Genomic DNA, 26,375 nt, shown 5'->3' with positions numbered 1-26,375 from the left:
GTATTATCCAGCTCGTTTGAAAAATAGGCCAGCCATCGTTCCATGCGGGTCATTTCACCAACAGGTTTTTTCTTGAATTTTGGTACTTCGATAAAATGAAGCTCCATATCCTCGTTTAGACGGCGGCCGGTTTCAATATTATATATACTGTACATTGAATGAAGCGGTTCCTCAGGGAAAATCGTATGCCCCAGGATATTAATGGTAATGGCAGGATTGAGTGTTATATAGTCCTTTCCCTTATTAAGCCCCATTAAATACATTTGTGACCAGTAAAAAAGACTGCGCCTCTCCATATTTTTCTTGTTAATCAGTTGAACCTCCACATCAATTTGGGTTTTGTCCTCTGTTATGCAGAATATGTCCAGCCGGGTTAGCTTGTCATCCTCATAAAATGGAACAATTTCACTGTTCTTAAACTGAATGTCCTTGATAGCCTGCTTTCCGGTACGATTTAATATGGCATTCAGTAGGTCGATGGTGATATTCTTCCTCTCATCTCTGCCGAAGATGAATTTGAAAAGGACATCGTTCATGGGATTGTATCTCTTGTTGGCAATGTCATTTTCGATTTGCTGATGTACGATAGCACGCTGGTCTTTCATTGGTCAATCTCCTTTGCGTCAAATAAAGTATAGCATGAAAATAAATGTTGGGGTAGAAAGAGTATGTTGTAACAATATTAAATATGAAATAGCTATATATTTAAATTATAAAACAAAAACGCGATAAAATCAAAATAATATTTGAATATTTTTATAAATAATATGAAATTATTACGATAGAAACACACAATATTTTTCGGTAATATCTGATCAGATATCAGATATCAGATGTTAATATATAAACTGAATAAAGTATGTATAAATCGTGTCCCCCAGGGGAACCTATACAAGTGCTAAATATGATATTTTGTATAGTATAAATGTAGGCACTCACTGGTTGATGTCACAGAACAAGAAGGGGGATATGTAAAAATGCTTATTAAATTGTTGATTGGTGGAACCTTTATAGTTTGGATTGCACTTACCATCATTATCACATTGTGGTGGCGAAATAAATTCGTCTATATATATGGCGGTGACGGTGCTATGTGGAAAAGCTGGTACGGAACGATTATTGGAGCAGGCTTTGTTTCGATGTTTATTGTAGGCGTTATCGCTTATCCTTTGACGTGGATTGAGCAGAATTGTCCATATTTGCCGGATGTATTGGCAGTAGGTGGAATAGGTTATTATCTTGTAAAGAGAAAGAAAAATCCTGAGGGTGATAATGCTAAACAAGAGCTTCAAGCTACAGGTGGCACTGCTTCTAAAGAAGATAATAATGGAGATAAAGAATAAAGTAGATAAAATACCCGCTAAGGATGTACAGTTTAATTGCCTCTAGGGGAATGAATCATCGATAATTACAATTTTTAGCAATACAAAAAGGCCCTATGACATCTTCTGTCATAGGGCCTAAATTTCTTTTTGGAGCGGGCGAGGGGAATCGAACCCCCCTCTAAAGCTTGGGAAGCTTTCATTCTACCAATGAACTACGCCCGCGCTCAATTTAATATTATAAACCAAACTTCCAAATTTTTCCACAAAAATATAAAAAATATTTGATATTACCGGGGGACAGGTCTGCCTCCTCCAGGGTGAGGGCTTGGCAATGTGGCGGTCACAGCCATTACCAGGCTCAATCATCAAGGAAAGGGCTCTTGGTACTATTTCGGCTGCTGTTTAGAGCTGCACTTAATCCCGGGATGCTGTTTATTTTATCGGCCAGCCGTTCCTGATCCCGTTTGGCGGCCTCCGTCATTGGCGGGGCGGCAAAGGAGGTTTCTGTTGGGGATATTGGCATACCGTTGGCATCCAGCTGGGGTTTGGCTGGGGCCTTTGGACTGTCACTGTCTGTATCACCAGTTGGGCTGGTGATATGATGGAGTGGCTCAATATCGGAAATAATAACCTCAAGGGTATCTCCATTTTTAATTGGGTCGGTGAAGTTTACCGGCTGGTTGTTTACCAAAATAGTAAAGGTCTTTCTGGAGGAGGCGGCCGGTGGCTGGAAGCCAACGGCCAACAGGGCATCGCTGATGGTGGTTGTGCCACGAAGGGATTTCATGTAGCGGACCTCAGCCCCATCGTCAATAATAGTGCCTGTGCTGGCCGGATGACCATTTACCTCCAGGGAAACGGTGGCAGAAGGAATCTTGTGCTCCTGTCCCTCGTAGTAGATTACCAGGGTAGCATCCAGCTCAGACAAATTGAGGATATTGCCCAGCTTAGGTTCCTCGGATTCAATATATTCGATATAATCATTTTCATGTACCTCGGTAGAGAGGGTGGCCGGATTATCATTCAGCAGTATAGTTGGGGAAATGGTATATTGGGATTCCTTGCCGTTTAGGGTATATTTTATCTTCCGGCCCATAGGCGGCATATTCAGGGAATTAAGCACTTCACCCAAAAGACGGGTATCCTTGCTGGTGATAATGTCCCCATCCATCAACAGCTGGCCCGGTTCGGCTGGCTGGCCATTTATGGTGAATTGGGCATCAATATTGCGTTCCTCGCCATTTATATACACGTTGTAGGAAGGCGGTATATCCAACACATCGTTAATGGTCACCTCTGGCTGGATTCCATCCTTTCCTTTGATAATTTCGATGCGGCTGTCCTCCTTTACCACCGTGTCAAGGGTAGCCGGACGACCGTCTATATTGAGCTGGGCCATGGTGCCCATGGTACCCGGGATAAATTTATTGTCCCCGTTTATGGTGAGCATTACCCCAAGACCGGGACGTCCGTTCATTTTCTTTAGCTGAATACCGGCATTCAGCAAGGCGTCTGATACGGTAAGCTCCCTGAAATTAAAGAGGCTGTATTCGTCATTGTTGACAAAAATTCTCATAAAATGAAGGGAGGTCAGGGCGGCAACCTTTAAAATACCCAGTGGCGTCACTGCATCCGGCAGCTTCAGCTCTTCAGGAATATCCAGAATTCCGTCAATTTTTTCCGGATGACGGACGGCCACGCGTCCAGGGGCCAATCCCAGAACCTCGCTGACATAGTCCGCCAAATGTGGGGTCAGGGCTCCACCGCCTACCATAATGACGGCCTGGGGCTGATCGCTGCCGTTAAGCTCCATGATTTGCTTGGCAATTGATTCGGCCAGGCTCTTGATGTTTGGTAGAACAGGCTCCAGAATTTCCTTGGCGGAAAGATTATACTCCACTCCAAGAATATCGGTAAATTGCACATCCTTGCCATGGGCGGCGTCACGTTTTAGCTTTTCGGCTACGTTGAAGTCCAACAGGAAGCGTTGGGAGATAGCCTCAGTAATTTCGTCACCGGCCTGGGGTACCATGCCATAGGCTATGACAGAGCCATTTTTGGTTATGGCCACGTCGGAGGTCCCGGCACCAATATCCACCAGCACCAGATTTAAGTGGCGCATTGTCGGCGGTATCAGCACGTTGATGGCAGCAATCGGCTCCAGGGTAAGGGCCCGCATATCCAGCTTAGTGGCCTGTAGTGCCGAATGCATGGAGTCAATAACCTGACGGGGCAGGAAGGTGGCGATGACGGTGGCATTGGCTACCCGGCCCCGCTGTCCCACCAGGGTTTTCAGCTGGGTACCATCCAAATCATATTTGATAGTACTGTACCCAACACAATAATATTTGGTGGGATCATCGATGGTTTTGGAGGCCGCCAGCTTGGCCTGTGCAGCCTGTACGCCGGCAAAATCCAGGGCTCGCTCCTGCTCCGGGGTGATGATGCCGTTGATTTCCATATCAGCGTCAGCGGTCATGGTATACAGGGCACGGCCGGCAGCCGCCACGGCGGCACTTTTCAGCTGGCCGGTACGCTTTACCAGAGCCTTTTTTACACTGTCGATAATTTCTGCTACCTGAGGTACATCGTGAATCTGCCCGTCCAGCATGGCACGGGTTTTATGCTCCTGCCGCTCGGTGGCAACGATTTTCAGGCCATCGGCCTCCTTTTCCGCCACTATGCCTATAACACTTCTGGTGCCAATATCCAGGGCAAAAATTCGTTCCTTTCGCTCCTTTTTAGGTTCAGCAGCCTTCTTTTTGGTACTGCGTTTTTTGGCAGCTCGTGTTTTGGTGGTCTTCTTGGGGGGCTTTTCAGCCTCATCAGCTGCCTTGGCCTCTGCTGCCGGTACAGCCGAAACCTCTGGAACAATTTCCTCTGTGTCAGCCCGTTTGGACCTTTTGGTTGTTCTGGTCACTGTTTTTTTTTCGATTTGTTCTTTTGTATTATTAGCTTCCTTGGTCACGGTTTTTGCCATTATATAACCCTCATTTGCTTAAAAATTAGACTTCAAAAAAGGTTTCTTGAGATATTTCTAGAATAACACAATAGAATCCTTTTTTTATTTGCAAAACTCATTACTATTATATATGATTTTGGTAAGCTGATAAAGTCACTATGCTGGTATGGAGGCATTAGTTTTAAAATGACAGATACGATTGATAATGATAACACAGGGGAAATGATTACGGGAAATGACTACAGACGCATGGTTATAGGTGCCTATGGAGAATTTCTCGCCGAATTTGAAAATATAAATGCCCTAAAGGAATCCAGTACATTTTTTTATTCAGGCAATCCAGGCTCTGATGTTCTTCGGACCATGGGGGCGGCCCTTATACCACTGCAGGAGGCGGTGAACGAAAGCATTGGGGGCCTGGCCAGACGGGTGGCGGATGCTTCTGTTCTGGGGGCCCGTGGTAACGCTGGGGTTCTTGTGTCCCAAATTATGCGCGGCCTGGCCAAGGGGCTTATCGGGAAATATACTGCCACCTCCCGGGAGTTTGGCAAGGCCTTTCAGTATGGCATTCTCTATGCCCAGAAGGCCGTTCCCGACGAGAAAAATCGGCCAATTATTGTGGCATCCAAGGTAGTGGCCAGAGGAGCCCATGATGCAGTAAAATCCGGTAAAAATATAAGTGATATTCTCATGGCGGCCATAAAAGCCAGCCGTGAGAACAAGTCCGATCGCCTTGATTGTGGTGAGCAGATACTGCAGGTCTTTTTGGAGGGCTGTTTGCGTGGCCTGACCGGGGATTTAAACCTTCCACCCATTGATGTGAGCAAAAAAATGTATGAGGCCAGAGGCATTGTCAGCCCGCTGAAGGACAAGGCGCGGCCGTACTGTGTCAGCTTTTTGGTGGCCAATCCCAAGCTGTCTGTTCCCCTGATTGAAAAGGAGCTTCAGGAAATAGGCAATTTTGTGGTGGTGGAGCGCCGTTTTAAGACCATATTTATCCATGTGCACTCTGAGCACCCGGGAACCATTTTGGAACGGGCTGTAGCCTGGGGTCATGTGGGGGAAATTCATATTAATATTATGGCTGAGCCCCATGCCATGGCCATGGTTCAGCAGGCCTGCATAATGCCCCAGGCCCTTCTTACGGTGGCCTCAGATGAGGAATGGGCCCACAAGCTGCAGGAGGCGGGGGCCATGGTTATCATTGATGGCAGCGATCCATCCGGACCGTCGGTGGAGGAAATTGTCAATGCAGCTCACAGCGATATTGCCAATAAATATATTTTGCTGACTGACACAGAGCATCTCCGCCTTGTAATGCACCAGGTCAAGCGCATCATGGGGGATAGGGTCAGCGTGGTGGTGGCCAATAACCATGATGAGCAGATTTATGCGGTGCGGGCCTTTTTCCCGGAGCTTTCCGTGGAGGAAAATGTGGCCCAAATGCGGGAGGCAATCCGGCGTATAGCCCAGGATAAATTAAACAAAAAATATTAAACAATATAAGAAAGGAGCTGCTACCGAAGTAACAGCTCCTCGAAAGCGGGATCCGCATATGCCGTAGTCCAACAGGCTAAACCTGTATGTTAAAGTGGGTATCCTAAGTAACAGGTTCTGCTATTCGTTCGGAGACGATCCAGCATCTGCTGCACAAAATCAGATTCCCTTATGAAAAAGAGTCGGCTAGACAATGAATGGATGCTACGGTCAAAGAAGATTATCCCTCTTTAGCTGTATAATACCATAGGTTTAAGGTAATAACAAGACTTGACAAAACAGTTAAAACATGGGTAAGATTAAAGAATAGTGTGGTCAAACCACCGATATGCTGATTTAGGAAGGAAGATATAAGGATGAGTAACCAGCAGCTGATGCGTGCCATATTGATTGAACCAGGCAAGGACCCGTCTATTATCAAGCTTCCGGCAGCCCATGGCCCCCATGATGAGGCCATCAAGGATACCTTGGAGGGCAACTATGGTGCTGTGGAATTTTTTCAGATTCAGCCGGGGATTTCCCTGTTTATTCTGGTTAATGATTTGGCAGCAGTTCTGGGCATGAAGCCAAACCGCCGCTTCCCTGGGGCTGACAGCGATCAGATTATTTGGGGCAAGGCGATTTTTATTGCTGCCTATAATGGCGATGACGAAACCAGGGAAGGGACCCTGGATATGTCCGAGGAAACCTGTCTCATGTTCATTGAGCAGATTAAGCTGAATTTCCCAATGTGTGATGGCAGTGAGGAGCCGCGTTCGGAGGATACTCTTTATTATGATGAGGATGAGGAGGGGAATCCTGCGCCATATCGGTGGATTGAGATTTCCAAGCCATCCAGTCTTCCACAACCGCTGGAGGCCGGTCGTGTAAAGTTCTATCGGATGCCGGCCCATGAGGTAATGGAAATCAACAAGCGGTTCTTCAAGAAGGTAGCGGTGTATACCTCTGATACCAAGCTTAATTGATTGGGTTATATCTGATTGATATGGTGAAACATCGGTTTTAGTGTTAAAAATATAAAGGAGAATAATTATGGATGATAAAATATACAGCGTGGCCGTAAGCTGTCGTGGGGTTAACGGCTGGGTGGAGTATGATACCGAGGCCAAGACCGTAAAGGTATTTTTGGATGATGAAAAGGCTGTGGCCGATGCTGAGAAATTCCTAAGCGAGAAACACGTAATCAGGGTGCCTCATGAGTCGTTGCTGGACTTTACCGAGGAAACCTTCGATCCTTTGGCAGACGTAAGAAGCTTCCAGACCGTGCTCACCAGATTATGGGAGAACACCGAGGTCCACGTGGACTGGAGCCGTCCCGTGGAGTACGTAAAGGCGCACCCGACCTTGGATTAAGTTGAATATTAAAAAGACAGGTATAGAGTTTTAAGGCAACCTTATAATTCTTACCTGTCTTTTTTATGTAATTATTGGAATAATGTTTGAAAAGGGTGCTGGTGGATTGAACATTGAGAGACAGTGCATTAAGAAAATTTTTGTTGCAATACCTTAATTATAGCGGGAAAAATCATTTGTTTGAGCGAAGCGAGTTATGATTTTTCACGCTATATAAAAGCAAGAAAAATTTTTAGTACTGGAACGGCGTGAAATCCACCAGTCCCTTTTGTAGATTTTTACTATGAAATCTTAGCGAAGCAAATCCGAAGGATGCAGATGAGCTCTAGATTTCGTTGTAAGGGCTGATGAAAGCCCCTATGCTTTCATCTTGCTTATTACTTAAACCTCTGAATCCATCTTATCCTTTAGAAGCCCCACAGCGGCACTGGCTCCGATGCGCTCACAGCCTTCAGCCAGATACTGCTTCATATCCTCCAGGGTGCGGATGCCGCCGGCGGCCTTCATCTTCACCTTTGGACCGATATTGGCGGAAAAGAGCTGAATATCCTCATGAGTGGCTCCCCCAGTGCCAAAGCCGGTGGAGGTTTTTATAAAATCAGCCTTGGCCTCGGTAACGCATTTGCACAGGGCCTTCTTCTCATCCTCCGTAAGGTAGCAGGCTTCAATTATAACCTTCAGAATATTATTTCCCACCGCCTTTTTGATAGCGGCGATTTCTGCTGTTATTTTTTCAAAGTCACCATTTTTGGCATCAGTAATATTGATGACCATATCAACTTCTTTTGCACCATCTTTTATGGCCTGGGCAGCTGCCGTTATTTTTGCTTCCTCGCTGTCATAGCCCAAAGGAAAGCCGATGACCGTGCAAATAGTAATTTTATCGCCGTATTCCTCGTGTACCGGTGCCACATAGCTGGCGGGAATACACACAGAGGCCGTTTTATAGGTGATGGACTCCTGGCATAGCTCTTTTATTTGTGCCCAGGTCGCAGTGGGCTTTAACAGGGTATGGTCCACATGGGACAAAATTTCAGCACCTTTCATAATAGAAAATCCTCCTCCATCGTGTTATATTTATTTGTGGATATTTTATTATAGCATAGTATAAAAATAAGGTGAAAATCATGAAGGCAATCGTAAATGGCAAGCTGATAATCCCTGATGAGCAGGGAAATTTTCAGGTGGAGGACAATAAAGTGGTGGTATTTGACCAGGTCATTCGGGAAATTATCACCGGGGAAGAATATGAAAGGCGGGGCAGAGAGTCCTTTGATGAAGTATATTGCGCCCAGGGACAGTATGTGGCTCCCGGCTTTATAAATATTCATATCCATGGCTGTGCAGGGGCTGATACCATGGACTGCCGGGAGGAGAGTCTAAGGAAAATGGCCCTGTTTCAGGGGACTACAGGGGTCACCTCCATGCTGCCCACCACCATGACCTATGATATGCCCCGGATTTATGAAAGCCTGCAGGCGGTCCGTAAGGCCATGTCCCATAGGGAGGGAGCCAGAATTTTGGGGGCCAATATGGAGGGGCCCTTTATCAGTGAAAGTCACAAGGGAGCCCAAAAGGCCAGCCATATCCGCACCGCTGATTTCGGCCTTATACAGGAGTATAGCGATATAATAAAGCTTATCACCATTGCCCCGGAGGAGCTGCCAACGGACAGTGAGTTCATACCCAGGTGCCGGGAGGCGGGGATTAGGGTGGCTCTGGGCCACACTGCAGCAGATTATGACTGTGCCATAAATGCCATTAATAATCAGGGGGCCACCCATATTACCCATCTATTTAATGCCATGACGGGACTGCATCATCGCCATCCCGGAGTAGTGGGGGCTGCCCTGGATTCCCATGCCTTTTGTGAACTGATAACGGATAATCTTCATGTGGCGCCTGGTGCCCAGCGTATAGTGCACAGGGTAAAGGGCAAGGAAGGGACCGTACTGATTACCGATTCCATGCGGGCCTGTGGCCTTGGAGATGGGGAATCGGAGCTGGGGGACCAGAGGGTGTTTGTCAAGGGGGCAAAGGCCCTGCTGGCAGATGGAATCATTGCCGGCAGTGTGCTTACCATGGACAGGGGAATATATAACTACGCCCAAAATGTTCATATTCCTGTATGGCAGGCGGTGGAATGTGCCACTATAGTCCCGGCCCGGGCCATAGGGGTTGATGCTGAATTGGGCAGCATTCAGGTGGGAAAGCAGGCTGACTTTGCAGTTTTTGATGTTTTTGATGGAAGGCTAAATATTACTATAACAATTCGTGCAGGAAACATTATATATTTGAAATAAATTTGCATAGAACTTCATAAAAGTATATTATATATGTAATATATTCTTGTATTTGGAAGGTATGATAATATGGAAATTAAGGATATGCAGGCGTTTTACGCCATTGTGGAAGAGGGTAACATCAGTCATGCGGCCATTCGTCTTAATGTGGCCCAGCCAGCCCTCAGCCGCCAGATGAAGCGATTGGAGCTCTCCCTGGGGGTAAAGCTGTTTGAACGGGGCAGTCGCCGAATCCGCCTGACGGATGCCGGTATGCTGCTGTATTCCAGGGTGAAGCATATATTGGGCATGGTGGATGGCACCATGCGGGAGCTGATCGATATTGGCTCCGGTGTAGCCGGAACCATCAAGCTGGGCACCATTACCTCCTCGGGCTCTATGCTTATTCCTGAGCTGGTGGAGGATTTTACCAAGAAGTATCCCCTGGTTACCTTTCAGGTATGGGAGGGGGAGGGAGCCCGGATGCTGGAGCTCCTGGACAGTCATATTATTGAGATTGCCATTACCCGTACCCAGGTGGATAATGCCTCCTATGAGTCCATTATTTTGCCGGATGAGCCACTGGTGTTGGCTATGCACAAGAGCTTTTGCGATGATCCGGACAGTGAATATATCCATATTCAGGATTTGAAGGATAAGCCATTATTGGTGCCGCTGCGTTGGAAGACGGCCTTTATGTCCCATTGTCAGAAGGCGAAATTTGAGCCAAATATTTTAAGCGTCAGCGACAGCCAGATTCAGAATATGCTGTGGACCCAGCGGGGAATTGGTATATCCCTGGTTCCATTGTCGGCCAAGAGCCTGATGCGGTCTGATGATATTGTTTTCAAGCATCTGGAGGAGGCGGAAATCTATACCCATACAGTGGTATCATGGCTAAAGAGCCGCACTCTGTCCAGCAGCTGTCAGCACTTTATCGAAATGTTCCGTCAGAAATACGTTAAGTAAAATCCAACTTATACAGCTTGAGCGGCAGACTATCATTGGTTTTTGGCGAATAAATCAGCCCTGCGGGAGCCTGTATTCCACTGCAAGGTGAAAGCCCCGGCAACCGTTGGCATAGGGTAAATGAAGGTTTAGAGAGGGATTAATATGGCTGAGGGAAAAAAGATTTTTATCGTGGAGGATGAAACCCGTATCGCCCGTTTCCTGCAAATGGAGCTGGAGCATGAGGGGTTTACGACGGAGACGGAATCAAACGGCAGCCGGGCCTATGAGCGCATTGTTCAGGGGAATTTTGATTTGGTGCTGCTGGATGTTATGCTGCCGGATATGGACGGACTCACAATTTGCCGGAAGGTGCGTGAGCTGTCGGATATACCGATTATTATGCTTACGGCCCGGGATGATGTTAATGACAAGGTTCAGGGGCTGGATATCGGGGCTGACGATTATATTACCAAGCCCTTTGCTATTCCGGAATTATTTGCCCGGATGCGGGTGGCCCTCAGGAAGCGTACTGCAGCTGATAATGCCGGGGAGCCGTCTGCCGGCGAGGAGCTGAAATTAAAAAATCTCACCATGAACATTGCCCGTCATGAGGTGATGGTGGATGATGTGCTGGTGGAGCTTACGAAAAAGGAGTTTGATCTTCTGGAGTACCTTATCCGCAATAAGCGCAGCGTCCTTACCAGGGATCAGATTTTATCCCAGGTGTGGGGCTATGATTATATGGGTGATACCAATGTGGTGGATGTGTATATCCGCTATTTGCGGTCCAAGCTGGATGACAAGTTTAATGAAAAATACATTCATACTATGCGGGGGGTAGGCTATGTCGTCAAAGACTAGTCTCTGGAAGAGGATAATCAATCCGAAGGAATGGGAAATTTCCACCCGTCTTACCCTGGTGTATGCGGCAGTGATTACCATTCTGCTGGGCTGTGCCTGCCTGGCCTCTGTTATGGGGATGTACTACATTATTTATCATCAGGCGGAGACGGAAATGACCATCAGCGTGGGAATCGCCCTGGATAAAATGAATGACCCCCAATTTATGAGTCAGGCCGAGGAAAAGCCCCATGAGGCCACCGAAGAGGTATTGCTGCCTGGGGTAGTGCTCCGTGTAGCCGATGAATCGGGAAATATCATATATGATACAGATAAGCACTTCGCTGCCGTGGAGGTGCTGCGGGACAATGTGGTGGATGATGGCATGTTTTGGGCTTCCGACAAGTATAAGCTGGTGCGCCTGAAGCATTTTATGATTTATCATCATGAGATGCCCATGGAATATAAGGGCCATCATTATACCCTGATTTTTAGCCGGGTTATTACGGCGGAGCGGCCGATGCTGGCCAAGATGCAGGAATGGCTGGTGCTGGGCGGTGCCCTGGGAATTTTTTTGGTGGTGCTGATTGTTTATATCGGTATTAAGCGGGCCTTCAGGCCACTGCGTGATTTTATCAGTACCGCTAAGTCAATCGAGGTAAGTGACCTCAGTACCCGTATGGAGGTACCGCCAAGTCACGATGAAATGACCGAGCTGGCTACCACCTTTAACCGAATGCTGGACCGCATCGAGGAAGGCTTTAAGCAGCAGCAGCGGTTTGTTTCCGACGCCTCCCATGAGCTGCGAACCCCGGTGACGGTTATAAAGGGCTATGCCGATATGCTAAGCCGATGGGGCCAATCGGATGAGGCCACCCTTACTGAGGGAATAACTGCCATAAGGACTGAGGCGGGGGACATGCAGGAGCTCATCGAAAAGCTACTGTTTTTGGCCCGGGCCGACCAAAACCGGCAAATAGTAAATAAGGTTCCCCTGGAGCTTAGTGAGCTGGTGGAGGATGTATATAAAAAGCTGAAGCTGACGGCCACCAGGCATAACGTAAACCTCCTGAGCAACGATGAGGGCTATATTATGGGGGATAAGGTCATCATGAAGGAGCTTGTCCGCATCTTTTTGGAAAACGGTATAAAATATACTCCTGAGGGAGGGACCATCACCATTGACAGCCATGCCATACCCCGGTATATGTGTCTGGAAATCGCCGACAATGGTATTGGCATTGCCCCTGAGGATCAGGAAAAAATCTTCCAGCGCTTTTATCGGGTGGACAGCTCCCGGACCAAGGAGGCGGGGCAGCCTGGAGGAACCGGGCTGGGCCTGTCCATTGCCCAGTGGATTGCCGATAACCACGACATAGGTATTTCCATGGAAAGTGAGCTGGGTAAGGGAACGAAGTTTATTTTGATGATACCCTGCCTGGAGGAAGAAGCTTAATAGACAAAATAAACAGCCCGTTCTGCAGTGCAGCAGAGCGGGCTTTAAGATGTTTATACGCAGCTTATTACAGAGTCTTGGAAATAAGGGCCATAAATACCAGGTCCTTGTCAGAGGACGCATTTTCAATGCCATGGCCTTCCCCATCCGGACAGTAGGTGGTAGTGCCCACACCGATGGTCATTTCCTTGCCGTTATCGTTGTATATGGCCTCCCCCTGGAGAATGTGGTAGGTTTCCGCATTGCCGTGATGCTCATGGTAGCCAATGGAGCATCCAGGTGGAATGGTTACCTTGGCGAACATATCGTTGCCACCCAGCTCCTTTTCACCCAAGAGCTTTTCGATGGTAATGGTTCCCTTGCCGCCAGCCTTGTTCTCAGCCTTTACGATGTTGCTTGTCAATGTTTGCATAGTTTTATCTCTCCTTTATTACACAATATGATAACCATATTATCTCACTTATGGTATATTATAACGTAGTTGTTCAAATTTTTCCTCTATTTAGAAGAAAAATTTTGGGCAGGGGACTGTTGAGCTTCACGCCGTCCCAGCACTAAAACTTTTTCTTGCTCTTATATAGTGGCAAAAATCATAACTCGCTTCGCCCTAAAGGACTGGCTTCGCGTCGCTCAAACAGATGATTTTTCCCACTATAATCAAGGTATAGCAATAAAAAGTTTCTTAACGCACTGGGACTCAATGTTCAACTCAGCAGTCCCCTGCCCATCTAATTATTCTTAAAGTTCTATTGGAGTATACTATGATTTATATATTAAAATTTGGTGCCAGCCTTCTCATGCCGCCGGGAATATTTATTTTAATATTTCTGGCAATGGGAATATGGCTTTGGCGCAAAAGGGAAAAAAAGGCTGCCGCCATTATTGGGGCGGTGACAGTGGTTTTTTATTTGTTGTCCACCTTCTGGATCTCCGGCCTGCTTATAGGTTCCCTGGAAAATAAGTATTCCATGCCCCACAGCTTGGCCGGGGATTGTATTGTAATGCTGGGGGGCGGAGCCCTGTCCGGCACTCCCTCCCTGGCTGGTGAGGGAACCCTGTCCGGGGCGGCCGGCAGCCGTATGGCTCTGGTGGCCCAGCTGTATAAGCAGACCGGGCTGCCCGTTATTGTCAGCGGTGGTCAGGTTTATGACGATAGCGGCAACGAAGCCCATATTGCCCTTCGGGAGCTGGTCCTTTTGGGAGTTCCTGAGGAAAAAATCCTTATTGAGGATCAGAGCCTTAATACCCGGCAGAACGCGTTGTATACCTGTAAAATAATCCGGGACCAGGGCTGGAGTAAGCCGATTTTGGTGACCTCGGCCTTTCACATGGACCGTTCTGTGTTGAATTTCGCCCAGGAGGGAATGGAAGTAATCCCCGCACCAGCGGATTTCCGTACCAACCGGCCCCAGCGGTTTAACGTGAACCGGCTTCGTCCAAATGCAGATGCGTTGAGTGACAGTGTGATTTTTATGCAGGAAAAGCTCAGAGGTGTGGTGACCAGATATCTGGGCTATTGATAACATAGAAAGTAAGGACTTATAATGACGAAAAAATTAACTGAGGGTAATCCGGCCAAGCTGATATTGTTTTTTACCTTGCCTTTGATTGGTGGTAATATTTTCCAGCAGCTGTACGGCTTTGTCGATACCCTGATTGTGGGCCGGTTCCTGGGGGTAGAGGCCCTGGCCGCCGTAGGCTGTACCGGCTGTATCATGTTTCTTACAGTAGGCTTTGTCATCGGTTTATCATCGGGCTTGTCGATCTTTACCGGTCAACGGTTTGGAGCCAAGGATTACGAGGGGGTCCATCACAGTGCAGTCGCATGTCTGGTGCTGGGCCTGCTGGTGGGGGCTGTTTTAGCTATAGCAGGCTATATTTTCTCCCGGGACATATTGATTTTTATGGATACACCGCCGGAAATTCTGGAGGGGGCAGTGGACTTTATTTCCATTGTCTGCGCCGGTATTCCCATCACCGTGGTCTTTATGCTGGAAGCCAATCTCATTCGGGCCTTGGGGGACAGTCGGGGACCTACCTATATTTTGGCCACGGCCCTGTGCATAAATATTATTGTGGAGCCCATTTTCCTGTTGGTGTTTAAGTGGGGAATTCCCGGTGCGGCCTATGGTATATTGGTATCCCAGTTTATCGGTGGGATTATTGTGGTGACCTATATTTATAAACGGGTACCCTATCTTCGTATTCGTCGCCGGGACTGGCAGTATCTGAATTGGGATTTCATGAAAAAGCACATGGTTATTGCCCTGCCTATGGCGTTCCAGACCTCCATTATTGCCCTGGGTACTATTATTGTGCAGATGGCCCTGAACAGGCTGGGCCCAGTGGCGGTGGCGGCCTTTGCGGCGGCCCAGAAGGTGGAAACCATCGCCCTTATGCCCATGATGTCCTTTGGTATTGCTATGGCGGCCTATACCGCCCAGAATTACGGAGCCAACAAGTATGCCCGGATTAAGCGGGGGGTCAATCAGTGTATTATCATGTCCGGGGCCTTCAGTATTGCAGTGGGAATCTTCAATGTATTTTTTGGTTCGGAGTTCATGGAGCTGTTTGTGGGGGCCGAGGAGCAGGAGGTTATTGAGCTGGGCCATGTTTATCTGGTGACCACCAGTGCCTGCTATCTGGTGCTGGCCCTTCTGTTTATTTACCGCAATACCCTTCAGGGGCTGGGCCAGAGCTTTGTGCCAACCTTTGCCGGTATTATGGAGCTGGTTATGCGGGCCATCGTGGGCCTGTGCTTCGTGGATACCCTGGGCTTTTGGGGAGCCACCATTGCCAGTCCGGCGGCCTGGTTCGGCTCCTGTATACCATTGGCTATAGCTTATTATTATACCTTGCGCCGAATGAAGAAAAAAATCCACCAGATTAAGCGGGAACGGGAAAAGGAGATTTTCTAAAAATATTTTTTTAATAACAAGGATTTTTTCCTTTCGTAGAGAAAAGTATTAGGTGAATGACATATTAGGGGGGATTTATTTATGGAATTAAAATTAAAATCAGGCTTTACCTTTGATTACACCAATTTGGTGGGGGAGGGCAAGGTTACCCAGGCAGATGTTAAGGAATTGGCGGGGAAAATTGAGGAAGCCAACAAGGCCATTAAGGTAATGCGGGAAGAGGGCATTATCCGCGGTCATTTGTCCAAGGACGGCACGCCGGAGAAGGTATATTTTTCCCAGCTGCCTTATGTGGAGGAGGGCCATCTCAATTCTCCGGCTTCCATAAAGCATCTCAAGGAATTGACCGACTCCGTTAAAAATCGGGTAGATGCCGTGGTTTCCCTGGGAATTGGCGGTTCTTACCTGGGGGATAAGGTTATTTTTGATGTACAGTGCGGTGAATTTTGGAATTCCATGACCGCTGAAGAGCGGGGAGGCATGCCAAAGATTTATTTCAGCGGCAACAACATTGATCCACGGCGTACCGGGGATTTGATCAAGGAGCTGGAGCGTTCGGCCCGTATCAGCAAATCCCATGCCAAGCGGAAGCTGGTGGTGGATTTGATGGTTATTTCCAAATCCGGTGGTACCCTGGATACCATGTCCAATTTCATGGTCATTTATGAGGCCCTGAAGAAAAATCCGGATATTGAGGTGGAGGTTATTGCCGTTACCGACCCAAATGAGGAAAAGCCAACTATCCTGAAGAAGCTGGCCATGGACAATAATTGGCCCCAGTACAGTGTACCGGATGGCGTAGGCGGCCGCTTCTCTATTTTCTGCGATGTGGGCTTGGTGCTGGCCGCCGTTTGCGGCTTTGATATTGAGGCCTTCCTGAATGGGGCCAAGGATATGGATATTGCCTGTCAGCAGGAGGACGTATGGCAGAATCCGGCTCTCCTAAATGCAGTGCTGAAATATATTGCTTCCGAGAAATACGGCCGGGATATGGAAGTTATGATGCCTTATGGGGACTATCTGAAATCCGTTTCCGAGTGGTATATTCAGCTGTTGGCCGAGTCCCTGGGCAAACAGGTTGACCGCAATGGCAAGGACGTATTTTATGGCCGTACCCCGATTGTGGCCGTTGGTACCACGGATATGCATGCCCAGACCCAGCAGCATCAGGAGGGCAAGCTGAACAAGGTGGTTCAGTTCATCAGGGTGGAAAATTGGGATACGGATTTCGTAATTCCAAATTCCTTCCCGGAGGTGAAGAAGCTGGCTGATATTTCCGGGGTAAAGATGAGTCAGGCCTTGGAGGTGGCCCGTCAGTCCAATGCGGATGCCCTGGCCTCCAACAACCGGTTTAATGCCCTGTTCTCATTGCCAAAGCTGGATGCCTATCATTTAGGTGAGCTTCTCTACATGCTGGCACTGACCATTGCTTACGAGGGCGAGCTGGCTGATGTGGATGCCTTTAACCAGCCTGGCGTTGAAGCCTATAAGCGTATTATGGGGCCAAGCCTTCAGGCACTGAAAAAGTGATTCATATTTAATATTATTGCCGTGGGCAGGGAACTGTTGCGTTTCACGTCGGCCCAGCACTAAAACTTTTTATTGCTCTTATATAGTGGCAAAAATCATAACTCGTTTCGTCCTTTCAGGACTCCCTCAAACAAATGATTTTTCCACTATGATCAAGGTATAGCAATCAAAAGTTTCTTAACGTACTGGTCCTAATTGTTCAACTCATCAGTCCCCGACCATATAACTTATTTTCACACTAAATAATTCAGTATTATATGGCGGAAATTCGCAAGCGTGTATCCTTTTGCATGGTCTTTCTGTCAGCATAATATGTCGAAAAGGAGTGGCACAAATGCAGGGATTTTTATCATCCCTTGCTGAAGGGGCCGGCCGGCATGTATTGCAGCTATGGACGTTATTGAGGGAATGTATGCTGGCGCGGATTGCTTTATTTACAGCAGTCTGCGCCATTGCTGTATTCTCCCTTACGACCTTTGATGGCCTGGGACCCCCGTCTCAGGCCATTACTGCGCTTTCAGCAGGTACTTCGGCCCATGACGGAGCTTCAGCCAAGGGTGGATTTCAGGAAATAAAGGGGTTAAGGGAAACCAGGGATTTTCCAGGCCTCCATGACCCCTTTGGAGAAATACCGGGTACCGAAGGAAGGAAGCGTGAGCTGGAGGTACCTCAAAAAAATAAGGAAAAGCCCTTGGTGAAGGGAGCGGACAGCCCCGGCAAAGCCCCCAAGGCTCCAGCCGCCAAACAGCCCAAGGTTCAGGGCCTGCTGCAGGGCAGGGAAGACCGGGCGGCCCTGGTGGAATACGATGGACAACAGCATGTTCTATATTCGGGGGATCGGCTGGGGGACCTGCTGGTGGAGACCGTGGGGGATAATCAGGTGATTTTGGTTACTCCCCAGGGCAGACAGGCGATAAATGTAGGGCCTTAAGCCCCAGTCCGTGCTGATGGCTTTCCGCAGCGGGGGCTGGGGTTTTCTGGGGCCTTGGCCGGCGAAAGGACAAGTATGCTGGGAAGCAAATGGGAAAGAAAATGGGAGGAGAACGTGGTTAGAAAAATAATAATAGTACTGCTTGCGGTGATGACATTAAATGTTTTTGCCGGTGATTATGCCAATGGTGAGGCCCTGTCCATGCAGGTGACTAATGGCAATGTGGGGGAGCTTATCCGCTTTGCGGCCCGGGAGGGCAGGCTAAATGTAATAATGGACAGCGGGGCCGGCGGTCAGGTAAGCGTCAGCCTTCAGGAGGTTTCGCCCCGGGAGGCCATAGAGCAGCTGGTGTTGGCCAGTGGACTCAGCCTCAGTGAACGGGATGGCACCCTGATTATTGGCCGGGGAAAAAATATAGCTGCCCAATTGGGCCAGGTTCACGTGCTGCCGGTGGCCTATGGGGATTTAGAGGAGCTGCGTCATGAGGCGGAGCTGTATTTTCAAAATCGCCTCACCAATGATAAAGCTTCGGCAAAGACCATGAAAAAGGACACGGCCGGACAAAGCAAGGGTCAAAAGCAAGCCAAGGAAACCAAGCCATTGGTGACAGCCAATGGGGACAAGACCCAGGCTAATCGCAGGGAGCCGCGGGTAGAGGTGGATGTCAACACCAGATCATTGCTGGTATATGGTACGGAGGAGGAGGCCCAGGCCATACGGGGGCTGATAAGGAAATTGGATGTGCCGGGCCGGCAGGTAGCCCTGGAGGCCAAGGTGGTGGCCGTGAAGCGGGAGGATCTGGAAAAGCTGGGTGTAACCTGGGAATGGACGAAAATTCCCCATGATTTTACCTACAATGCTACCCTGGATATGTTGATAGCCAATGGCAAGGCCAAGGTGCTGTCCAGACCCAATATTGTTACCCTACAGGGGCGGGAGGCCATAATAAACATTGGCGGGGAGGTTCCAGTGCCGGAGGTGTCCATTACCAACACCACCACCACTACCTCCATAAAATATCGGCCGGCAGGGATAATTCTCCAGTGCCGTCCCTTTGTAAATGACGCCGGCTATATAGATTCCCAATTGAATATTGAGGTAAGTGCCCCAAGCTATGTGAAGGAAATGAATGCCTACAGCTTTCAAAAGAGGTCGGCCCAGACCAGGGTGCGCATGAAGGACGGGGAGACATTGATTATTGGAGGTCTCATCAATCGTGAGGAAATAAAGCAAATGCAAAAAATTCCCTTTTTAGGAGATATTCCCGTATTGGGCAATTTTTTCCGGTCGACAAGCACCAAGGCTGTAGAAGAGGAAATTACAATTTTTATTACTGCCCATATATTGTCTGATGGTAATAATATTGGGGGTATACCGGAGACATAGGATTGATGGAAAATGAGGGTTCACCAATATACAAAGAAATTTGATAATTTGTAATGCTACAACCAATATTTATGAAGCGTCACGTCATGAAAAATCTTCACCAAGAGTGTTAAGTATGATATAATGTGAAGGCACGGTGATTATTGACAGAGGTTTAGCAATAAATGAAGTGAGGGAATAGCGATGGCAATACGGGTTTTGATTGCTGATGATCATGCTCTCTTGAGGCAGGGATTGAAAAGGGTATTAAATTTCGAGGATGATATAGAGGTTGTGGGAGAAACTGAGGATGGCCAGGAAACTCTGGCCAGGACCCTGGTTTTGCAGCCGGATGTATTGCTGCTGGATTTGAATATGCCCGGCCTCAGCGGTGTGGATGTGGCCAGCCAGCTGCAGGCGGCCAGATGCAGTACCAGAATTATTGCATTGACTATTCATGACAATGATAATTACGTTTTGGAGATGCTGAAAAACGGTGCTTCCGGCTATCTTCTGAAGGATGTGGAGCCGGATATGCTTATCAGGGCCATTCACATTGTTTCTGAGGGCGGAGTTTATATTTATCCTGAGCTGGAGGAACGGATTTTTGGCAGCCTGTGTGTGGATGATGATATTAACGAAAAGGCCAGGGAGCTGTGGCGTACCGGTCGGGGGGAGCGGCTTACTGCCCGGGAGCTGGATGTGCTGTCCTGTATTGCCAAGGGCTTCAGCAATCAGGATATTGCCCAGGCCCTCTTTGTCAGTGAAAAAACAGTGAAAAATCATCTGACCAACATCTTCCGCAAGCTGAATGTCAATGACCGGACCCAGGCCCTTATTTACGTTTTGAAGCACAATATTTTGAAGCTGGATTAACATAGGCTGACTCATGAGCCATAGCACATGCTGTTGTGGCTCTTTTATTTTGCCCTTGGTTGATGTATAATTATAAAGGTGAATGTGGTTCATTTAATTGCGTAATAATGAGGCTGAAATGTATCCGATAAATTTAAAGCTTGATAACAGACAATGTACCGTGGTGGGTGGCGGTGAGGTGGCCTATAGAAAAATTCAGCGGCTATTAGAAAATAATGCCCATATAACGGTAATAGCTCCCATGGTCAAGGCTCAGATTAAAGCCTTGGCCCAGGCGGGAAAAATAACATGGAGGCAAGAGACCTACAGCAAGCCGTTGTTGGAGGGCTCTTTTTGTGTTTTTTGCGCTACGGATAATCGTGGGGTCAACCGTCAGGCGGCTCTTGAGGCCAAAGAGTCAGGTATGCTGGTGAATGTGGCCAGTGAGCCGGAGCTGTGTGATTTCACCTTGCCCGGCGTGGTGCAACGGGGGCGGCTGCAGCTTACCGTGTCCAGTGAGGGAGCCAGTCCCGCCTTTACCCGGCTGCTGCGTCAGGATATGGAAAGGCGGTATCATCAAGGCTTTGGTGAAATGGCGGAGTACATTGAAGCCCTTCGTCAGGAGCTTATTGCCGAAGGGGCGGGAGAAGGCAAAACCACCAGTGAACAACGGCAAAGGCTGTGGCGGCAGGCTTTGACACCGGATATAATCGAGTTAATATATAATCAGGAATTGGATAGGGCAAAATATGAAATCAGGAATGCAATTAATCGCGCTAGGTCTTAATCATAAGACGGCTCCCGTTGCTGTGCGGGAAAAATTCAGCCTTTCACCGGAGGTTATCCGGGATGGCCTAAAAAAGTTATATAAATATGAGCATCTCCGGGAGGCTGTGGTTTTGTCCACCTGTAACCGCAGTGAGATTTATGCGGTGGTACGACGGGGCAGCGGTAACGTGCTGGCCAGCTTTTGGGGGGATTTGAATAACACCGAATGCTCCCCGGAGTTCTTTGAGCAATACACCTACAAATATGAGGATGAGGATTGTATTGAGCATTTGCTGCGGGTGACCTCCAGTCTTGATTCCCTGGTAATCGGCGAGGGCCAGATACTAAGCCAGGTGAAGCATGCCTATGCTATTGCCCAGGCAGCAGGGGCCACCAGTACAATATTAAATTTGATGTTCAATCGGGCTATTGCGGCCGGCAAGCGGGTGAGAACCGAGACGAGAATTGCCTTTAACGCCGTGTCGGTGAGCTATGCGGCAGTGGAATTGGCCAAGGGCACCTTCGGTGATTTCTCCCACTGCAGTGTTCTGCTCTTTGGTGCAGGGAAAATGGCGGAGCTTACCGCCACCCATCTCATGAGCCAGGGACTGAAAAAGCTGTATGTGGCCAACCGTCACATTGAACGGGCCATACAGCTGGCTGATAAATACGGTGGTACTGCCGTGGATTTAAATGACGTATTTGGTCTTCTGGATCAGGTGGATATTATTATCACCTCCACCGGGGCCCCTCATTATGTTATTTACAAGCGGGACATGATGCGTGTGATGGCTGTCCGGGGGGATAAGCAGCTGATGCTGATTGATATTGCTGTGCCCCGGGATGTGGAGCCGGAGGTGGGCTGTCTTCCAGGGGTGAAGCTGTTTAATATTGATGATCTGGAAGCAGTGGTGGATGATAATCTTCAGGAACGCCAGCGGGAGGCCATCAGGGCCCAGCGGATAATTCAGGAAGAGGTGGATGCGCTGCTGGAGCGGTTTAATTACCTGTCCATGCAGCCGGTTATGGCTCAGCTTACCGACAAGGCGGATTTTATCCGGGAACGGGAGCTGAAGCGGGCTATGCGCAAGCTGCCGGACATCAGTGAGGAAGAGTATAAGGTCATGGAGCGAATGACCCATATGATAGTGCGCAAGCTGCTGCGTGATCCCATGCGCATGGTTAATAATACGGCAGGCACTTCCCGGGAGCGGGTGCTGAAATATGCCATCCGTAAGCTGTTTAAGCTGCAGGAGGAATCCATAGATGAGTGATATAAAGAGGGAAAAAATTGTAATAGGTACCCGGAGCAGTCAGCTGGCCCTGTGGCAGGCCGATTATATAGCCGACCAGCTCAGAAGGCAGTATCCGGGGCTGGTGGTGGAACGGGTGCTGATGACCACCAAGGGGGATAAAATCCTCGATGCCCCATTGGCCAAAATCGGCGGCAAGGGGCTGTTTACCAAGGAACTGGAAACAGCCATGCTTAAGGGGGAAATTGACATTGCAGTCCATAGCCTGAAGGATATGCCGGTGGAGGTGCTGGAGGGGCTAAAAATATCGGCGGTTACCAGCCGGGAGGATCCCGGTGATGTACTGGTAAGTCCCAAGTATAAACTGTTCAGTGAGCTGCCCCAGGGGGCGAAAATCGGCACCTCCAGCCTGCGCCGTAAGGCCCAGCTGCTAAGTGTTCGGCCGGATCTTACGATATGTGACCTGCGGGGGAATGTGAATACCCGGTTGCGGAAGCTGGAGGAGGAGCACTTTGATGGCATTATTCTGGCGGCGGCGGGGCTGAAGCGTTTGGGCTTTGGAAGCCGTATTACAGATGTGCTGGACAAGAAGGTTTGTCTACCGGCAGTGGGCCAGGGGGCTCTGGCTGTGGAATCAAGGGCTGACGATAATGAGGTAAATGAGCTGGTGGCCTTCCTCAATGATGATGACACACTGACCTGCACCAAGGCGGAACGCTCTTTTTTGAACCGGGTTCAGGGTGGCTGTCAGGTTCCTGTGGGTGTGTATGGCACCATGGAGGATGGCGTTCTCAATGTGGAGGGGGTTATAGCCTCCCTGGACGGCAGTAGGGTCTACCGGGACCACATCATGGGCCAGCCCAAGGAGGCAGACTCCTTGGGACAGCAGCTGGCAGATCGGCTTTTGGAAGCTGGTGGAAGAACGGTTCTTGCAGAGCTGGGCATAGATTTGTAATAAATATAAAAGAAGGGGTGAAACTTTTTCGGCTTCATGCGAAAAAAATTCCCCGCGAGTAAAGAGAATAGTTCAGTATGATAGTTATGATATTGGCAGGTGACTGATGAGTTGAACAATTAGGACCAGTACGTTAAGAAATTTTTTGTTGCTAACCTTGATTATAGTGGGAAAAATCATCTGTTTGAGCGAAGTCCTGTAAGGACGAAGCGAGTTATGATTTTTGCCACTATATAAAAGCAATAAAAAATTTTAGTGCTGGGCCGACGTGAAACTCAGCGGTCACCATGCCTATGTCAAGATAACATAAGGAGAACAATATGGCAGGAAAAGTATTTCTCGTTGGCGCCGGTCCCGGAGACTATCGCCTCTTAACCATTAAGGCCTGTGATTGCCTTAAAATAGCCGATACAGTAGTATATGACCGCCTGGCGGATCCGCGGATTTTACAGTATGCCCCGAAGGAGGCCGAATACATCTATGTGGGCAAGGCCTCCAGCCAGCACACCATGACCCAGGACAAAATTTGTCAGCTGTTGGTGGATTTGGCCAAGGAGGGCAAGACGGTGGTGCGCCTTAAGGGGGGGGACCCCTTCGTATTTGGCCGGGGCGGCGAGGAAGCACTGCTTCTGAAGGAAAACAATTTGCCCTTTGAGATTGTGCCGGGGGTTACCTCCGCTATTTCTGTACCGGCCTATGCAGGTATTCCCGTTACCCATCGGGGAGTAGCCGCTTCCTTCTCGGTAATTACCGGTCATGAGGATCCCACCAAGGAAGCCTCGGACATCAATTGGCCACAGCTGGCCAAGGCCACGGACACTCTTGTATTCCTCATGGGTGTGGCCAATTTGCCGAAAATTACATCAAAGCTCATTGAAAACGGCCGACCGGCCACCACCCCCATCGCCATTATCCGTTGGGGAACTAAGCTGAAGCAGCAGGTATGGACCAGTACCCTGGCGGATGCGGCGGATATGGCCAAGCGAGAAGCCATTAAACCACCATGCATTTTCCTGGTGGGGGATGTGGTGAAGCTCAGAAAGGATTTGGCCTGGTTTGATAATGTGGCCATGAAGCCATTATTTGGCAAAAGGATACTGGTGACCCGCTCCCGGGCCCAGGCCTCCAAGCTCACTGCCAAGCTGGAGGAGCTGGGGGCCGAATGCATGGAGGCACCGGCCATTTCCATCAAGGCACCAGCCGATGCTTACCAGGCTTTGGATCAGGCCTTGGCCCGTCTTGATAAATATAATTGGCTTATCTTTACCTCTGCCAACGGTGTGGAGCATTTTTGGCAGCGTTTGGAAAAGGCCGGCAGGGATGCCAGAGCACTGGCGGGGGCCAAGCTCTGTGCCATCGGTTCGGCCACGGCGGATGCCCTGAAGGCCCATGGTCTGGCGGCTGATGTAATTCCGGACCGCTACCAGGCGGAGGGCATTATTGAGGCTTTGCAGGGAGAAATCACAGAAGGTACCAAGGTGCTTATCCCAAGAGCAGCGGAAGCCCGGGAAATTCTTCCTGATACCCTGCGAAAAGCCGGGGCGGAAGTGGATGTGGTTCCGGCCTATGAGACGGTTATGGGCGATGGAGCTGCCGGGGAAATAAAGAAGGAGCTGGAGGCAGGCCGTATTGACGCCGTAACCTTTACCAGCTCCTCTACGGTTACCAATTTCCTGAAGCTGTTGGGGAATGATACCGGCCTGCTGCAGGGGGCCAAGCTGTGTGCCATTGGGCCAATTACTGCGGAAACCATGAAGAAACAGGGCCTTGAGGTATGTATCGAGGCTAAGGAATATACCATTGATGGCCTGGTAAAGGCCATGAAGGAGGCATTTTGATGATTGACCAGAAGCTGCGCCCGCGTCGGCTGCGGATTAGTGAGCAGGTACGGGCTATGGTGCGGGAGACCCAGCTTTCCGCCAAGGACTTTGTTTATCCCATGTTTGTAATTCCGGGGGAAAATAAAAAAGAGGAAATTTCCAGCATGCCAGGCTGTTACCGCTATTCGGTGGATTTGGCCGTGGAGCTGGCCAAGGAAATTTACGCCTTGGGGATTCCGTCCGTGGAGGTCTTTGGTTTACCTGAATACAAGGATGAAATTGGCTCCAGTGCCTGGGATATGACCTCCCCGGTTCAGCGGGCCATCAAGGCAATAAAGGAAGAGGTGCCGGAGCTGGTTATTATCGGCGACGTGTGCCTGTGCCAGTATACCAGCCACGGTCATTGCGGCCAGCTGTGTGACCATTACGTGGACAACGATGCTACATTAAAGCTGCTGCAGAAGGTAGCTGTAAGTCAGGCCCGGGCCGGAGCGGATATCATCGCTCCATCGGATATGATGGATGGCCGGGTGGCGGCCATTCGTGAAGCATTGGACGAAAATGGCTTTATTAATGTATCTATCATGTCATATGCCGTAAAATACGCATCGGGATATTATGGACCATTCCGTGACGCGGCGGATTCGGCACCTCAGTTTGGCGATCGTCGGGCCTATCAGATGGATCCGGCCAACAGCCGGGAGGCCATGAAGGAGGTTGAGCTGGATTTGGCCGAGGGAGCAGATATCATTATGGTTAAGCCGGCCCTGGCCTATATGGATATTATTTCCAAGGTACGGGAAAGCATTAACCGTCCGGTGGCCTGCTACAACGTCAGCGGTGAATATGCCATGGTAAAGGCGGCTGCTGCCAATGGCTGGATTGACGAAAAGCGCATTGTATTGGAGACACTGACTGGCATGAAACGGGCCGGTGCCGATATTATTATTACCTATCATGCAATTGACGCCGCCAAATGGCTTATGGAAAGGTAAAACATGAGACAAGTATGGGTGATGATGTGTTGAACAATTAGTCACGGTACGTTAAGAAACTTTTTAGTGCTATACCTTGATTATAGTGGGAAAAATCATTATGTTTGAGCGGAGCGAGTTATGATTTTTGCCGCTATATAAGAGCAATCAAAAGTTTTAGTGCCGGGACGTCGTGAAAAACAGCATTATCCTTACTGTACTGAAAGCAATTATAACGCCATTGTTCAAATTTTTCTTCTTTAGAAGAAAAATCATCCAATTAGCGTTTCCCTTTCAGGACTAGCTTCGCGTCGCCCTTACAGGACTAGCTGCGCGTCGC

23 protein-coding genes and 1 tRNA gene are annotated in these 26,375 nt (G+C 48.8%); 19 read left to right on the top strand and 5 right to left on the bottom strand.

Annotation, left to right across the window (positions count from 1 at the left end; all coding sequences use genetic code 11):
• Window positions 1-605: Rpn family recombination-promoting nuclease/putative transposase (locus Q0Y54_RS03835; RefSeq protein WP_297964460.1), on the bottom strand; the 605-nt coding region annotated here is incomplete at its 3' end.
• A gap of 372 nt (window positions 606-977) precedes the next feature.
• Here Q0Y54_RS03835 and Q0Y54_RS03830 point away from each other — a divergent pair.
• Window positions 978-1,343, top strand: coding sequence for a hypothetical protein (locus Q0Y54_RS03830; protein ID WP_297964458.1), 366 nt, complete (start codon window positions 978-980; stop codon window positions 1,341-1,343).
• A 130-nt stretch (window positions 1,344-1,473) separates the two neighbouring features.
• Here Q0Y54_RS03830 and Q0Y54_RS03825 read toward each other — a convergent pair.
• Together Q0Y54_RS03825 and Q0Y54_RS03820 are read right to left on the bottom strand one after the other, a co-directional pair.
• A tRNA-Gly gene (locus Q0Y54_RS03825) sits at window positions 1,474-1,547 on the bottom strand.
• A gap of 136 nt (window positions 1,548-1,683) precedes the next feature.
• Window positions 1,684-4,305: a cell division FtsA domain-containing protein gene (locus Q0Y54_RS03820; protein ID WP_297964456.1), complete on the bottom strand. Its 2,622-nt coding sequence runs from the start codon at window positions 4,303-4,305 to the stop codon at window positions 1,684-1,686.
• Between the two features lie 168 nt (window positions 4,306-4,473).
• Here Q0Y54_RS03820 and Q0Y54_RS03815 point away from each other — a divergent pair, with 168 nt between their 5' ends.
• The 3 genes from Q0Y54_RS03815 to Q0Y54_RS03805 all read left to right on the top strand — a co-directional run bounded on the left by Q0Y54_RS03815 (window position 4,474) and on the right by Q0Y54_RS03805 (window position 7,137).
• Entirely contained in the window at window positions 4,474-5,784 is a 1,311-nt protein-coding gene (locus Q0Y54_RS03815) for a DAK2 domain-containing protein (RefSeq protein ID WP_297964454.1), read from the top strand.
• 356 nt (window positions 5,785-6,140) lie between these two features.
• Window positions 6,141-6,749, top strand: coding sequence for a hypothetical protein (locus Q0Y54_RS03810; RefSeq protein WP_297964452.1), 609 nt, complete (start codon window positions 6,141-6,143; stop codon window positions 6,747-6,749).
• A 67-nt stretch (window positions 6,750-6,816) separates the two neighbouring features.
• Window positions 6,817-7,137, top strand: a complete 321-nt coding sequence (locus Q0Y54_RS03805) for a hypothetical protein (RefSeq protein ID WP_297964450.1) — start codon at window positions 6,817-6,819, stop codon at window positions 7,135-7,137.
• A gap of 381 nt (window positions 7,138-7,518) precedes the next feature.
• On the opposite strand, the gene deoC is transcribed toward Q0Y54_RS03805, so the two are convergent.
• Window positions 7,519-8,184 carry a deoxyribose-phosphate aldolase gene (deoC, locus tag Q0Y54_RS03800; RefSeq protein WP_297964448.1) on the bottom strand — a complete coding sequence of 222 codons (666 nt, stop codon included), beginning with the start codon at window positions 8,182-8,184 and terminating at the stop codon, window positions 7,519-7,521.
• Window positions 8,185-8,264: 80 nt separating this feature from the next.
• On the opposite strand from deoC, the gene nagA reads away from it, so the two are divergent.
• The 4 genes from nagA (at window position 8,265) to Q0Y54_RS03780 (ending at window position 12,666) form a co-directional block, all read left to right on the top strand.
• Entirely contained in the window at window positions 8,265-9,440 is a 1,176-nt protein-coding gene (gene nagA / locus Q0Y54_RS03795; protein WP_297964446.1) for an N-acetylglucosamine-6-phosphate deacetylase, read from the top strand.
• 69 nt (window positions 9,441-9,509) lie between these two features.
• Window positions 9,510-10,388: a LysR family transcriptional regulator gene (locus Q0Y54_RS03790; RefSeq protein ID WP_297964444.1), complete on the top strand. Its 879-nt coding sequence runs from the start codon at window positions 9,510-9,512 to the stop codon at window positions 10,386-10,388.
• A gap of 144 nt (window positions 10,389-10,532) precedes the next feature.
• Window positions 10,533-11,231 (top strand): response regulator transcription factor, encoded by a 699-nt coding sequence (locus tag Q0Y54_RS03785; RefSeq protein WP_297964442.1) that lies wholly within the window; start codon window positions 10,533-10,535, stop codon window positions 11,229-11,231.
• On the top strand, window positions 11,215-12,666 hold the full coding sequence (locus Q0Y54_RS03780) for a cell wall metabolism sensor histidine kinase WalK (RefSeq protein WP_297964440.1): 1,452 nt from the start codon (window positions 11,215-11,217) through the stop codon (window positions 12,664-12,666). Before Q0Y54_RS03785 ends, Q0Y54_RS03780 begins: the two co-directional genes overlap by 17 nt.
• A gap of 67 nt (window positions 12,667-12,733) precedes the next feature.
• Here the strand turns inward: Q0Y54_RS03780 and Q0Y54_RS03775 are convergent, their stop codons facing one another.
• The gene (locus Q0Y54_RS03775; RefSeq protein ID WP_297964438.1) at window positions 12,734-13,078 is read right to left on the bottom strand and encodes a cupin domain-containing protein; all 345 of its coding nucleotides are present in this window, start codon (window positions 13,076-13,078) and stop codon (window positions 12,734-12,736) included.
• A 349-nt stretch (window positions 13,079-13,427) separates the two neighbouring features.
• Between Q0Y54_RS03775 and Q0Y54_RS03770 the strand changes: the two genes are divergently transcribed.
• The 11 genes from Q0Y54_RS03770 to hemB all read left to right on the top strand — a co-directional run bounded on the left by Q0Y54_RS03770 (window position 13,428) and on the right by hemB (window position 26,056).
• Window positions 13,428-14,186, top strand: a complete 759-nt coding sequence (locus tag Q0Y54_RS03770) for a YdcF family protein (protein WP_297964436.1) — start codon at window positions 13,428-13,430, stop codon at window positions 14,184-14,186.
• 24 nt (window positions 14,187-14,210) lie between these two features.
• The gene (locus Q0Y54_RS03765) at window positions 14,211-15,584 is read left to right on the top strand and encodes an MATE family efflux transporter (protein ID WP_297964434.1); all 1,374 of its coding nucleotides are present in this window, start codon (window positions 14,211-14,213) and stop codon (window positions 15,582-15,584) included.
• Window positions 15,585-15,665: 81 nt separating this feature from the next.
• On the top strand, window positions 15,666-17,114 hold the full coding sequence (locus Q0Y54_RS03760) for a glucose-6-phosphate isomerase (RefSeq protein WP_297964432.1): 1,449 nt from the start codon (window positions 15,666-15,668) through the stop codon (window positions 17,112-17,114).
• 334 nt (window positions 17,115-17,448) lie between these two features.
• Window positions 17,449-18,045, top strand: a complete 597-nt coding sequence (locus tag Q0Y54_RS03755; RefSeq protein ID WP_297964430.1) for a hypothetical protein — start codon at window positions 17,449-17,451, stop codon at window positions 18,043-18,045.
• Between the two features lie 114 nt (window positions 18,046-18,159).
• Window positions 18,160-19,431 carry a type II secretion system protein GspD gene (locus tag Q0Y54_RS03750; RefSeq protein WP_297964429.1) on the top strand — a complete coding sequence of 424 codons (1,272 nt, stop codon included), beginning with the start codon at window positions 18,160-18,162 and terminating at the stop codon, window positions 19,429-19,431.
• A 183-nt stretch (window positions 19,432-19,614) separates the two neighbouring features.
• The gene (locus Q0Y54_RS03745) at window positions 19,615-20,286 is read left to right on the top strand and encodes a response regulator transcription factor (protein ID WP_297964427.1); all 672 of its coding nucleotides are present in this window, start codon (window positions 19,615-19,617) and stop codon (window positions 20,284-20,286) included.
• Window positions 20,287-20,383: 97 nt separating this feature from the next.
• Window positions 20,384-21,052: a bifunctional precorrin-2 dehydrogenase/sirohydrochlorin ferrochelatase gene (locus tag Q0Y54_RS03740; protein ID WP_297964425.1), complete on the top strand. Its 669-nt coding sequence runs from the start codon at window positions 20,384-20,386 to the stop codon at window positions 21,050-21,052.
• A complete protein-coding gene (gene hemA, locus Q0Y54_RS03735) occupies window positions 21,015-22,307 on the top strand; it encodes a glutamyl-tRNA reductase (RefSeq protein WP_297964424.1) in 1,293 nt (430 codons plus the stop codon). The genes Q0Y54_RS03740 and hemA overlap by 38 nt, the downstream gene beginning before the upstream one ends.
• A gap of 1 nt (window position 22,308) precedes the next feature.
• A complete protein-coding gene (hemC, locus tag Q0Y54_RS03730; RefSeq protein ID WP_297964462.1) occupies window positions 22,309-23,241 on the top strand; it encodes a hydroxymethylbilane synthase in 933 nt (310 codons plus the stop codon).
• 320 nt (window positions 23,242-23,561) lie between these two features.
• Window positions 23,562-25,079 carry a uroporphyrinogen-III C-methyltransferase gene (gene cobA / locus Q0Y54_RS03725; RefSeq protein ID WP_297964422.1) on the top strand — a complete coding sequence of 506 codons (1,518 nt, stop codon included), beginning with the start codon at window positions 23,562-23,564 and terminating at the stop codon, window positions 25,077-25,079.
• Complete coding sequence (gene hemB, locus Q0Y54_RS03720) at window positions 25,079-26,056, top strand: porphobilinogen synthase (protein WP_297964420.1); 978 nt, start codon at window positions 25,079-25,081, stop codon at window positions 26,054-26,056. The genes cobA and hemB overlap by 1 nt, the downstream gene beginning before the upstream one ends.
• Window positions 26,057-26,375: the final 319 nt, after the last annotated feature.

Origin of the sequence: uncultured Anaerovibrio sp., from assembly GCF_947302755.1 — a bacterium.
In the GTDB taxonomy this organism is placed as follows: domain Bacteria; phylum Bacillota; class Negativicutes; order Selenomonadales; family Selenomonadaceae; genus Anaerovibrio.
Note: the sequence above shows the minus strand (reverse complement) of the source record. Positions and strands in the feature narration are given on the sequence as shown.